This is a genomic window from Sinorhizobium sp. RAC02 (assembly GCF_001713395.1).
Classification (GTDB): Bacteria; Pseudomonadota; Alphaproteobacteria; order Rhizobiales; family Rhizobiaceae; genus Shinella.
Genome location: NZ_CP016452.1, coordinates 418731 through 430430, shown reverse-complemented (window position 1 = coordinate 430430; position 11700 = coordinate 418731). Strand labels below are relative to the sequence as shown.

The window sequence follows — 11700 nt, the reverse complement described above, 5'->3', positions numbered from 1 at the left end:
ACGCCCCTAATGGACAGGGGGGCCGGGCGGCCCGTAGATAATTTGAAGCATCCAGACGAAAAAGCCGTATCCGCCGACGACGCCGACGGCGACAATGGGCCAGATACCAAAAGCCAGAACGAGGAAGGTAATCAGCTCGCGTCGCCGGCTGGGTTTCGGCGTCTGGGGCGGCAGATGCTCTGTCAAGGCTTCGGACAAGGCTGGCTTCCTCCGACGACTAGATCGCAGGCCGGATAGTAGCATCGCCACGACAGAAAGAAAGTATAATATACTATACTTTTCCACTCATAATATTATTTGAGAAATATCAATTCTCGTTATATCTAACAAAATATAGCGATTGAAGGAACTCTATTATAAATATTTACTAAAACTGCAAGGAACAACAGTACAGACCAAGCCTGCTTTAGAACCTGCGCATCTTGCAGGTCATGGAAATTCGCCGATGCGCCATCTCAATCCCGTACCCCGTCTGCCAGTGCGGAAAGGCCGGCGATGTCGCAGATCAAAAGCTTCTGTCGTCCGCCCTCGACGAGGCCGCGCGATTCCCAGGCACTCAGGATGCGCGAGACGGTGTGCAATGTCGTACCGGTCATTTCGGCTATGTCCTGGCGCGAGATCGGAAAGTCGATGCGGATGCCACCGCCTTCCTTGCGCCCCGCCTGCTGGGACAGGCGCAGCACGGCATGCGCCACCCGGCGCTCCACTTCCTGCGTGGACATTTCGCGGATCCTCGTATGCGCCTCTTCCAGCCGCTGGCCGATCGTCTGCATGGCGCTGACGGCAAGACGCGGGTTCTGCTCGACGAAGTGCGGCCAGAGATCAGTCGGCCAGCCGAGGATCACGCTTTCCGTCGCCGCGCGCGCGGTGCCGGGATAGTCGGAACGCTGGAGCGCCTTGGCAAAACCGAAGAGGTCACCGGGATGCACGACGCGCACGATGATCTGCTGGCCGTCCTCCGTAACCTGCGTCACTTTCAGCCGGCCGTGCAGCAGGAGAAAGAAACTTGTCGCCTGCTGGCCCTGCTCGAAGACGGCGTCGCCCTGCGCCACGCGCCGCGCTGCCGCGTGGGCAAGCAGTCTGTCGAGGTCCTCGTCGCTCATCTTGTCGAACAGGGCGAGCGAGCGAACGACGGTCCGGTCGATTTTCACAATCAATTTCCTCTCGCGTGAAAGCTACCGGCTTCTATCACGCCACCCCGGCCCCCGAAAGTTTGCGCCGAGCGGTCAGAGTGGAAATCCCCTGTCCCTGAGGGCCACGAGCAAGGGTGCGTACCACCGCGTGTCCTTGATGAGCCGGAAGCCGACATTGTCCGGCGGCACGCCCACCGCACAGCCGCCCCCCTTGGGATTGCGCACGAACGAACTCAGCGCCGCCCGGTGCTTGCCGCTCGCAACATAGATGCCGCAGGACGACACGTCGTTCACCACCCGGCCGCCCTTGTCCAGGTTGACACGGCGGTTGCAGGTCGTGGTCCATTCCCAGATATTGCCGGCGAAATCGGCAAGACCGTGCTCATTCTCCCCGAAGCGACCGAGCGGTTGCGGCACCGGATCGCGCGAGGCCTTGCGCGCCGCCTCGCGGCGATAGTCCGCCAGCCAGCGGTCTGCGGGATTGGTGCTGTCTATATCGACGCCCAGCGCGTCGTCGGGAAAACGCGATCCAGCAGCAAAAGCAAGATCCCGATCGGTCGGCAGCGTCCAGACTTCGCCGGTGCGCGCACTCAGCCATCCGGCATAGGCGATGGTGTCGTCATAACTGACGCCGGTCACCGGCGTATCGGCGGGATCGGCCGGCACGAAGCCGGGCTCGGCGGGTGCACAGGCATCATCGGCAACGCACCGCGCATAGTCGGCGGCGGTGACCTGATATTTCATGATGGTGAGCGGTCGGCGTACCGTCACGGTTTTCACCGGACCATCAACGGCAAAGCCGTTGCGGAAGAATTCGCCACTGTCGCGGTACTGGAAGCTGCGCGGCGCGATCTCCACCGTCCGCGGTTCGGCAAGCATAGGGCCGGTCGGGCTGGGGTCGACGAGATCGACCTTCATCGCCAACGCGCCGGCCAGCGCAGCGAACAGGAGAGCGGGAAGAGCAAGCGACGCCCACGACGGGCCGGGTCTCGATGTTACCGTAGCCATGACGGCCTCCTCGCGCCTTGCCCGGACGATGCGTTGACGGCCGGGCAAGGCGCCGGTTTGAGAGCAGACGCGCCCGCCGCAGGACGGACGCGGCAATATCACGCGAGCGTCAGACGCCGCTCGGAGGCATGACCGAGGTCATCAGGTCGTCGTTCCATTCACCGGTAACCACGAAGTGGCCGGCAGCCCCTAGCTCGAAGGCTTCGATCAGGTTGTGGTTGACATAGGCGTAGATGCCGGGTTGCTCGAAAGTATAGAAGGCAGCGCCTGCCGTACCGCCCGGAATGAACCAGGTTTCCTGGTCGACATCCGGCATATTGTGAAACTTGCCGGTCGCCCAGACATAGTCGCCATGCCCGCCGATGAGGTGCGGACGGGTGTCGCGGTTGGCCTGCGAATGCACAATCAGCACTTTCTCGCCCACCTTGGCCTTCAGTGCATTGTCACCGGTCAGCGCGCCGACGGCGCCGTTGAAGACGATATGGCTCGGGGTCAGCGTGCGCATGACCTCCAGCGTGTCGGTATAGGCCTCGCCGACGCTGGGATATTTCTTGTAGTTTCCCTGTGCGTCACGCGGCACGTAAAAATCCTGCTCCCCGACATAGTAGACGTGGTCATAGGTCAGCTCCTTGCCGTGCCCATCGGTCAGGCCTTCGCGCGGCAGCACCATGATCGCGCCGTTCATGCCCGAGGTGACGTGCCACGGCACCATGCCGGGAGGTGCACAGTGGTAGACGAAGACGCCGGCCTTGGTGGCCTTGAAGCGCAGCACCGTGCGCTCACCGGGATTGACCACGGTCAGCGCACCGCCGCCAAGCGCACCCGTCGCCGAATGGAAATCGATATTGTGCTGCAGCTCATTGGTATCGGGGTTGATCAGCGTCAGTTCGACATAGTCGCCCTGGTGCACGACCATCAGCGGGCCGGGAACCGAACCGTTGAAGGTCATGGCGTGCACTTCCGTACCTTTGTCGTCGAGGATCATCTTCTTCTCCTCGATCGTCATGGTGAATTCGTAGACCTTCGGTCCGCCCTCGGCTTTCTGGCTGTGGGCGTGCACGAAGGGCGGCTTTACCAGTTCGATCTTCACCTTTTCGAGCTTGGCGACGTCGGCTGCGGTCGCGACCGCATTGGTCTCGATCGCGCCGCCTTCCGCTCGCGCCATCGACGCCGCAATGATCGGCGTCAGGACGCCGGCAAAGGCGGCTCCGCCGAGAATGGTGCGGCGTGTCATCTGAAACTGCTCGGTCATTGCTGTTCTCCTTTTTGAAAGAACGGAGCGGTGTTTCGCCCGGTCCTCTCTGTTCTAGGAGCATTCGCGCCGACCTGTTTGTGATGGGACAAACAGGCCTTCCCGGCCGATGCGGCATTTTGGCAGAGGCTGATTTGCTCTTTGCCATCTCGCAAAGAAGGCGCCGCGCATCTGTCCTAGAACAAGCTGACAATTGCAAAGGAACGAGACGATCATGACTGCCAGTCAACCCGCAGCGCGCGTCAGCCGCGCCGTCCCGCGCGGCCTTTCCCGCACCGGCCCGGTTCTGTTTTCCTACGGCTTCCGGCCGTTCTTTCTCGGCGGCGGCGTCTGGGCCATCGTGGCGATGGCGCTCTGGATTACCGCGCTCACCGGCCGCATGGATCTTGCCGGCGAATATGGCGCGCCCAACTGGCACGCACACGAAATGCTTTTCGGCTTCGCCTCCGCAGTGCTCGCCGGCTTTCTGTTGACGGCCGTGCCGAACTGGACGGGACGCCTGCCGGTATCTGGCTGGCCGCTTGGCGGGCTTTTCGCCCTGTGGTGCGCCGGCCGCGCCGCCCTGCTTGCCACCGAGCAGATCGGCGTGGTGCCGGCGGCGGTCATCGACGGCCTCTTCCTGCCCGCACTCCTTGCCATCTGCACGCGCGAGATCGTGGCGGGGCGCAAGTGGAAGGACCTGAAGGTGCTTGCCGGCCTGCTGGCGCTGTCACTCGCAAACGGCCTCTTCCACGTGGCAGCCATCGATGGCGAGCATGACCACCTTGCGATCCGCCTTGCGGTCTCCGCCTATGTCATGCTGGTGATGATCGTTGGTGGCCGCATCCTGCCGAGCTTCACGCGCAACTGGCTGAACAAGTCCGGCCGCACGGATTTTCCCATGCCCTACAATCACTTCGACAGCGTCGCGATCATCGGCGGCATCTGCGCCCTCGCCGCCTGGACGGTCGCACCCGAGCACCCGGCGACGGCGGGGCTCGGCCTTGCAGTCGCCGCCCTGCACTGCATCCGCCTCCACCGCTGGCGCGGCTGGACGACGAGGCCGGAAAAACTGATCGCCGTTCTCCACGTCGCCTATGCCTTCGTGCCGCTCGGCTTCGCGGCCATCGGCGTCAGCGCCCTCGGCTACCTGGAAGAACGATCCGTGCTGCACCTCCTTTCGGTCGGTGCTATCGCCGGCATGATGCTGGCGGTGATGACGCGGGCGAGCCTCGGCCATACCGGTCGTGCGCTGACCGCCTCGCGCCTCACCGTCACCTCCTATGCCGCCCTGATCCTGTGCGCGCTGGTGCGCCCGCTTGGAGAAATCTTGCCTGCTGCCAGCCCGCAGATCTACGCCGCCGCCGGCCTCCTCTGGATCGCGGCCTTCAGCCTGTTCTGCCTGGAATATGCGCCGATCCTCGCCCGCAAGCGCCGTACGCCGCTCTGAATCAAACGGCCCGGAGTTTTCCTCTCCGGGCCGTTCTCTTCAAAATGCTTCCGTCATCATCTCCGGCGTCCAGGGCGGCTCGTAGGTCATGTGCACCTCGGCATATTCGACGCCCGGCACGTACCAGACGCAGTTGCCGACCGCCTCCTTGAGATAATCGCCGGCCGGGCAGCCACGTGTCGTCGTGGTCATGGTGACGCGAGCAATGCCGCCATCCTCCACATCCACCGCATAGATCAGCCCGAGATCGACGATGTTACGGCCGATCTCGGGGTCGATGATCATGCGCAGGGCATCGCGGATATCGTCCGCAAGCCTTGCTTTCTCTCCGTCGCCCATCGCTTCAGCCCTTCCGCACGAGGATGCGGTAGGCCGAGCCCGTTTCGTCGAAATTGCCGGCCCACTGGTGGCCGCGCTTCGTCAGTTCCGGGAAAAGGAACAACGGCTCGCGGGACAGCAGTGCGAAGAGCACCTCTCCCGGCGCCAGCTCTTCCGCGACCGCCAGGATGCGCACCATGGGCTCCGGCGGGTCGAGATCGGTAAGATCGAGGTGCCGGACCGGGTCCGGCCAGGTCTCGGGCCGTTCGGCATCAGCGGAGATTTCGACCGGTGCCGTATCCGTCTGCGGCGTGAACAGCACCTCCCAGTCGCCGTCCTCGACCTCGCGGACCTGATGATCGAAGCCCCGGCTCGCCATGACGCGAAACAGCGGCTGCGGCCGAAACGTGGCGAGGAGTTTCAGGCCCTGCCCGGGACGAAGCTCCTGCACCGCCTCCATGATCGCCTGGAACGGCTCTCCGCCGCTGCGCAGGATCGGCCGCACGTCGAGCACATTCGGCGCGATCTCGGTTGAAATGTCGGGCATGGTCATCTCCTTGAAGCGGATAGGGGCAGAAAGAGGTGTGGCCGTATCATGCCGGGCGGTGCACGGAGCGCCAGCGGAACGACAGAAAGCCGACGGGCGCGGATGAACTCGCGCATCAACGCCAGCGTGGCGGCAAGCTGCAGGCAGACGGCACCGCGAAAAAGAACGGGCGTGTCCGCGAAAAGCGCAAGCGTCGCCGCCGCCACCGCGCTGTAATAGATCCAGAACACAATACGCGCGCGGGTCTCGTCGACGAGGTCCTGCACACGTGGCACCGGCGCCCGGCCGAGCACCGGGCCATAGGCTTCCAGCCAGGTGAAGAAAGCGACGATCTTGTAGAGTTGAGCAAGCCCGAGGCCGGTCAGCCAGCCGAAAACGAAGAGATAGGACAGCGCCATCACCACCTCGCCGGTGCGAATTGCGGGTACGTTGACGAGGGCAATTGCGACGGCAAGCGCGACGAAGGCGGGAAAAGCCGCGCGGATGTTCAGTTCGGCCTGCCTGCGTTTGCGTGCGCGATAGATGCCGAGGACATCCCCGCCGTAGAGCAACGCAGCCACCAATGTCAGCAGCAGCACGGCCGCAAACAGCAGGTTCGCGCCGGAAAGCGCAAACAGCACAAGCGGGACACAGGCGGCGGCGAGCCCGATCGCAACGCTCGCCAGCCACCAGACGGCACGGCTTGTCCGCCGCTCAATCTCGGGCGCCAGCAGGAACATGGCAAGCAGACGATAGCTGACGCCGGCCGCAGTGACGCTGAGCCAGCCCCCAAGACCGAGCACCGCATGCAATTCCACACCGTCGGCGACCAGCCGGGCCAGCAGCGCATTTTCGCTGGAGCCCGACAGCACCAGGGTAAAGCTGGCACCGAGCAGGATTGTGCCGACGAGAGAAACGAGCCCCGTCGCGACGAAGCGGGCCGGCAGCGGCAGGGGACGCGCGGCACAAAGCGTCACGGCAATAATGCCGGCGACAAGCCCAAAACCACCGAAAAGCACACTGCCGCCAAGCGGCAAAAGAAAGAGCGGCAGGGCCAGCGTATCGGAAAGCGCAACAAACCCGCCGACAAGAAACGCAAGGCCACCTACAAGCAGAACCAGCGCCGGCGCGGCAAACCGCCCGCCAACGAGGGGGCGGACGATGAGAACCGGTACGAATTGCAGCAGCGCGCCCGCCATCAACAGGCTCAGCCAACCGATCGCAATGACATGGACGACCACCAGCGTCTCCGGCGCACCGACAGCGGCATCCGGATAGCCGTAGCCGGTAACCATCAGGCCCTGCCCCGCGACCAGCATCAGACAGGCGGCGGCGAAATAGGACATGGTCCAGCGAGAGAGCGTGGCGCCCGGCATGTCGTTTCTCCCTCGCCGCGTCCAGTTCTAATGGTCCGCACCGCAGCAGCAGTCGCAGCCGCCGTCTTCCAACCGATCGATCTCGACGCGCCAGACGACCGGACCCTCTTCCAGATAATCCCAGCCGAACTGTCCGGGAAAATTCGTTTCGAGCTGGTAATGCAGCGGGCGTGGGTCATGGTCGCTGGTGATCAGCATGGATTTGCCGGGCAGCAATGCGCCGAGCATGCCGAAGATGCGCGAATGTCGCTCGCGCGGCGGAACAGTACGGACGTCGATGGCGGGTTTTTCCTGGTGGTCTGACATGGTCTGGTGTTTCCGTCCCGGCCGCTCCGATCCTGTTCCGGAAGGCACGGCCCGACCCGACCGGAACCGCCTGACGCTAACCGCACGACCTTCCCGTCACTTTGATCAACCGCAAACAAAACCGGAAATGCGGACCACAGCACCTGGTGCTTGGCTTTGCGCAAAGAAGCCCCTTCATCCCGGCCCTAGGTTTTCCTCAATCGACCATCCAGACAGAGGAAAGCCCATGCGACAGGATCTGATCGAGAAATACGGCGAAGCGCGGCTGCCGCGCTATACGAGCTATCCGACAGCGCCCGGTTTCTCGCCCACCGTCGGCGCCGGCACCTACGGCGACTGGCTCTCCGCCATCAAGCCGGGCACGAACGCCTCGCTCTACCTTCACATCCCCTTCTGCCGGTCCATGTGCTGGTATTGCGGCTGTCACACCACCATCGCCCAACGAGACGCGCCGATTCTCGACTACATCGACATGCTGCGCAAAGAGATCGGCCTCGTCGCGGAGAGGGTCGGCCATCGCCCGAGAATCCGTCATGTGCATTTTGGCGGTGGCACGCCGACGATCATGCAGCCGGAAGAATTCCGCGACCTGATCGGCCTTCTGCGCGCCCGCTTCACCTTCACCGCCGGCATGGAAATCGCCGTCGAGATCGATCCGCGTACCCTGACGCCCGAGATGGCCGATGCACTTGGCGCGACGGGCGTCACCCGCGCCAGCCTCGGCGTACAGAGTTTCGACCCGGTCGTGCAGAAGGCGATCAATCGCATCCAGAGCGAGGCGCAGACGGCCGAGGCCGTGGCGCGGCTGCACATGGCCGGCATCAAGGGCATCAATTTCGACCTCATCTATGGCCTGCCGCACCAGACGGTGGCCTCCTGCATCGAGACGGCAAAGGCGGCCGTCCTGATGCGGCCGGAACGTTTCGCCGTCTTCGGCTATGCCCATATCCCCTCCTTCAAGAAACACCAGCGACTGATCGACGAACGCGCCCTGCCGGATGCGGCACTGCGCGCGGAGCAGGCCGAGGTGATCGCCGACACGCTCGCCGCAGCCGGCTATGTCCGTATCGGCCTCGATCACTATGCGCTGGAGGATGACAGCCTCGCACTGGCCGCACGACGTGGACGCCTGCATCGCAACTTCCAGGGTTACACCACGGACGCCTGCACCACGCTTATCGGCTTCGGGGCATCGGCCATCGGCCGTACACCGGAGGGCTACATCCAGAACGAGGTGCCGCCCGGCCTCTATGCCCAGCGCATCGCCTCCGGCCGGCTCGCCACCGTCAAGGGTTACCGACTGACGGCGGAAGACCGGCTACGCGCCGAGATCATTGAGCGTCTGATGTGCGATTTCCGTGTCGACGTCACCACGCTTGCCGCCCGGCACGGTTTCGACGGGGCACCACTTCTCGACGGCAATGCCCGGCTGGCCGCGCTCAAGGAGGACGGCGGGATCGACATTCGCGGCGGCACGGTCACCGTGCGGCAGGACCACCGCTTCATCGTCCGCGCCGTTGCTGCGGCCTTCGACGCCTATATCGACCAGTCGGCGCGCACGCACAGCAAAGCCGCCTGAACGGAAAAGGCCCGGCATGGTGCCGCATGCCGGGCCTTTCTCGCGGTATCGTGCGCCTCTATCCCACAAGACCGCGATAGATCGCCGGCAGCGCCGCAGGCAGCCGAGCGATATTGCTGACGATGGCGTAACCATTCCTCCCAAAGATCGCCGGCACATAGGCCTGCGCCTCCCGGTCGACCGTCACGCCGAACACGCTGAGGCCTGAGCGCCGTGTCTCGTTGACGGCGCGACGGCTATCCTCCAGCGCGAAACGTCCCTCATAATGGTCGACATCGTTCGGCTTGCCATCGGTGAGCAGGAGGAGAAGCTTGCGGCGGTTCGGCTGTTCCCGCAGCTTTGCCGCCGCATGGCGGATCGCCGGGCCGATGCGGGTGTAAAAACCCGGCTTCAGCGCTGCGATGCGCGCCTCCACGCCATGCCCCATCGGCTCGCCGAAATCCTTCACCGTCTCGATACGCACCCAGGTGCGGCGGCGCGAGGTGAAGGTCAGGATCGAATGGCTGTCGCCGCAGGCGGCAAGCCCGTGCGCCAGCACGAGCAACGCCTCCTTCTCCACGTCGAGCACCCGGCGGTCGTCGAACCAGGCATCCGTCGAAAGCGACACATCAACGAGAATGGTGACGGCGAGGTCGTGCACCTGCGGCCGGCTCATCAGGTGGATCCGGTCGCTGCCCTGTCCGCCGGCGGCAAGGTCGCTGCGCGCCCTGACCACGGCGTCGAGATCGAGCTCGGCACCGTCGAGCTGCGCGCGCAGCATTTCATGGCGCGGCCGCAGCACCTCGAACTGCCGGCGCACGCGGCCGATCAGGCTTTTGGTATCGGCGTCAGGTTCCGGCACCGCCGCCATATCCGGTGCCGGCGACGCAAGGACGCGGCAATGATCCGGCAAGTAGGCGGCGGTGCGATAGTCCCATTCGGGATAGGTAAATTCGCCAGTGAGGCGCTTGCGGTCGAGCGCCTCGGGCGGCAGGTCGAGATCGAAGCGGAAGCGTGCGGCGGGGCGGCCCTTGCGCTCGCCGAGCGTCATGTCGTCCAGCTCGTCGGCCGCAGACGCGTCGTGGTCGTCGCTATCGTCGCCGGGGCGATCGACATTGACCATTTCCGCCATGGCCAGGATCTTCTCGAAGCGGTTGAGGATGAAGGGGCTGCGCTCGCTCTTGCGGGCCTCCGCCTTTTCGCGCTGCGCAATATGCCGACCGGTCTCCCCCGCCTGCGGCGTGTCGTCGCTTGTCGGCTGGTCCTCTTCTGCCCTCCCCTCCCCATCCGCGCGCAGCAATGCCTCCGGCCAGAGCGGCACCGGCAACATCGGCAGATATCGAGGCGGCGCACGGTGGGGGAGGATGACCGGTGGCGTATCATCGGCAAGCCCCGCACCCGTCCTCAGCAGGCTGAGAATGCGGTTCTCGATATGGCCCTCGACGGAGGGCAGCGGCCGGACTTTGCGCGCCGCGAGCGTCGCGGCACAAAGCCGTTGGTATCGCCGGGCAAGGCCGGGAAAGGCAACAAGCACGGCTTTCGCTGTCGCCTCCGCCCGCTGGAGGATGGCGAGGTCGCGCTGCAGTGGATCATCGTGGGTGACCTGGTCGAGCGGCATCACGGCCATCCCGGCGGCAAGCCAGGTATAGAGGTCGCGGTTGAGGCCGCGCTCGGGGAAGAGGCTGATCTCGCCGGGCAGCATGAGCGTTGCATGGTCACGGCCGGGCTGCACCAGCTTCTCCTCGCCGAGGCCCATGCGCTGGCGAAGCCGCAGGCGGTGCGTCGATGTGCGGCCACGCGCCGGCGCGATCTGCACCGCGCCCTCCCCGCCGAACCCGCGGAAGCAGATGGCGAGCACCGGCCGGATCTCCTCCAGACGGACGGCATGGTCAGGATGGCTCGCCCAGCTGCCGGTCTTGCCGACGAGCCGATGCCAGGCCCGGCCAACGGTTTCCTCAAGTTCCAGAAAATCCAGCATGATGCCCCTCAGCGGATCATCGCATCGGCGATTTCGAGAAGAGCGGCGCGGACGTCCGGCTCGTCGGTGAGCGGCTCGATCATTGCGGCGCGCACGGCCTCGCGTACTGCCACACCGCTGTCGATGAGGCAGGCGCAATAGACGAGAAGGCGCGTGGAGACACCCTCTTCAAGATCATGGCCCTTGAGGGCCCGCAAGCGATGCGCGAGATCGACGAGTGGTGCGACGCGGGCTTCGTCCAGGCCGCTTTCGGTCGCAACGACGGCGATCTCCTCCGCCTTCGGCAAGAAATCAAACGCGATGGCGACGAAACGCTGGCGGGTGGAGGGTTTTAATGCCTTCAGGAGGTTCTGGTAGCCGGGATTGTAGGAGACGACGAGCATGAAGCCGGGCGGCGCTTCCAGCACCTCGCCGGTGCGCTCCAGCGGCAGGATGCGCCGGTCGTCGGTGAGCGGATGCAGCACGACGGCGACGTCCTTGCGGGCTTCCACGATCTCATCGAGATAGCAGACCCCGCCTTCGCGCACCGCCCGCGTCAGCGGCCCGTCGACCCAGACCGTGTCGCCGCCCTTCAGCAGGTAGCGGCCGGTGAGGTCGGCAGCCGAGAGATCGTCGTGGCAGGAGACGGTCGACAGCGGCAGGCCGAGCCTTGCGGCCATATGGCTGACGAAGCGGGTCTTGCCGCAGCCCGTCGGGCCTTTCAACAAGAGCGGCAGCTGGCGCACCCACGCCTTTTCGAAGAGGGCACATTCGTTCCCCGAAGGGCTGTAGGCGGGAATGTCGGCACGCGCCGTCTTGAGCATGACGTTCATTTCG

At 64.6% G+C, this 11700-nt stretch carries 12 protein-coding genes; 2 read left to right on the top strand and 10 right to left on the bottom strand.

Going from position 1 to position 11700, the window contains the following annotated elements; all coding sequences use genetic code 11:
* Positions 1-6: 6 nt before the first annotated feature.
* The 4 genes from napE to nirK all read right to left on the bottom strand — a co-directional run bounded on the left by napE (position 7) and on the right by nirK (position 3393).
* A complete protein-coding gene (gene napE, locus BSY16_RS23195; RefSeq protein ID WP_069063659.1) occupies positions 7-186 on the bottom strand; it encodes a periplasmic nitrate reductase, NapE protein in 180 nt (59 codons plus the stop codon).
* Positions 187-455: 269 nt separating this feature from the next.
* A complete protein-coding gene (locus BSY16_RS23190) occupies positions 456-1151 on the bottom strand; it encodes a Crp/Fnr family transcriptional regulator (protein WP_069062214.1) in 696 nt (231 codons plus the stop codon).
* Between the two features lie 75 nt (positions 1152-1226).
* The gene (locus BSY16_RS23185; RefSeq protein WP_069062213.1) at positions 1227-2141 is read right to left on the bottom strand and encodes an SUMF1/EgtB/PvdO family nonheme iron enzyme; all 915 of its coding nucleotides are present in this window, start codon (positions 2139-2141) and stop codon (positions 1227-1229) included.
* A gap of 109 nt (positions 2142-2250) precedes the next feature.
* Positions 2251-3393, bottom strand: a complete 1143-nt coding sequence (nirK, locus tag BSY16_RS23180) for a copper-containing nitrite reductase (protein ID WP_069062212.1) — start codon at positions 3391-3393, stop codon at positions 2251-2253.
* 214 nt (positions 3394-3607) lie between these two features.
* On the opposite strand from nirK, the gene BSY16_RS23175 reads away from it, so the two are divergent.
* The gene (locus BSY16_RS23175) at positions 3608-4822 is read left to right on the top strand and encodes an NnrS family protein (RefSeq protein ID WP_069062211.1); all 1215 of its coding nucleotides are present in this window, start codon (positions 3608-3610) and stop codon (positions 4820-4822) included.
* Between the two features lie 39 nt (positions 4823-4861).
* Here the strand turns inward: BSY16_RS23175 and BSY16_RS23170 are convergent, their stop codons facing one another.
* From BSY16_RS23170 to BSY16_RS23155, 4 genes are read right to left on the bottom strand one after another with little or no spacing between them, the layout of a single operon-like run.
* A complete protein-coding gene (locus BSY16_RS23170; protein ID WP_069062210.1) occupies positions 4862-5161 on the bottom strand; it encodes a metal-sulfur cluster assembly factor in 300 nt (99 codons plus the stop codon).
* A gap of 4 nt (positions 5162-5165) precedes the next feature.
* Positions 5166-5687: a DUF2249 domain-containing protein gene (locus tag BSY16_RS23165; RefSeq protein ID WP_150130110.1), complete on the bottom strand. Its 522-nt coding sequence runs from the start codon at positions 5685-5687 to the stop codon at positions 5166-5168.
* A gap of 2 nt (positions 5688-5689) precedes the next feature.
* Positions 5690-7042, bottom strand: a complete 1353-nt coding sequence (locus tag BSY16_RS23160; RefSeq protein ID WP_069062208.1) for a hypothetical protein — start codon at positions 7040-7042, stop codon at positions 5690-5692.
* Positions 7043-7069: 27 nt separating this feature from the next.
* Positions 7070-7348 carry a DUF2249 domain-containing protein gene (locus BSY16_RS23155; protein WP_069062207.1) on the bottom strand — a complete coding sequence of 93 codons (279 nt, stop codon included), beginning with the start codon at positions 7346-7348 and terminating at the stop codon, positions 7070-7072.
* 226 nt (positions 7349-7574) lie between these two features.
* Between BSY16_RS23155 and hemN the strand changes: the two genes are divergently transcribed.
* Positions 7575-8927, top strand: a complete 1353-nt coding sequence (gene hemN, locus BSY16_RS23150; protein WP_069062206.1) for an oxygen-independent coproporphyrinogen III oxidase — start codon at positions 7575-7577, stop codon at positions 8925-8927.
* A gap of 58 nt (positions 8928-8985) precedes the next feature.
* Here the strand turns inward: hemN and BSY16_RS23145 are convergent, their stop codons facing one another.
* Positions 8986-10884, bottom strand: coding sequence for a nitric oxide reductase activation protein NorD (locus BSY16_RS23145; protein WP_069062205.1), 1899 nt, complete (start codon positions 10882-10884; stop codon positions 8986-8988).
* Between the two features lie 8 nt (positions 10885-10892).
* Positions 10893-11696, bottom strand: a complete 804-nt coding sequence (locus tag BSY16_RS23140; protein ID WP_069062204.1) for a CbbQ/NirQ/NorQ/GpvN family protein — start codon at positions 11694-11696, stop codon at positions 10893-10895.
* Between the last annotated feature and the right edge of the window lie 4 nt (positions 11697-11700).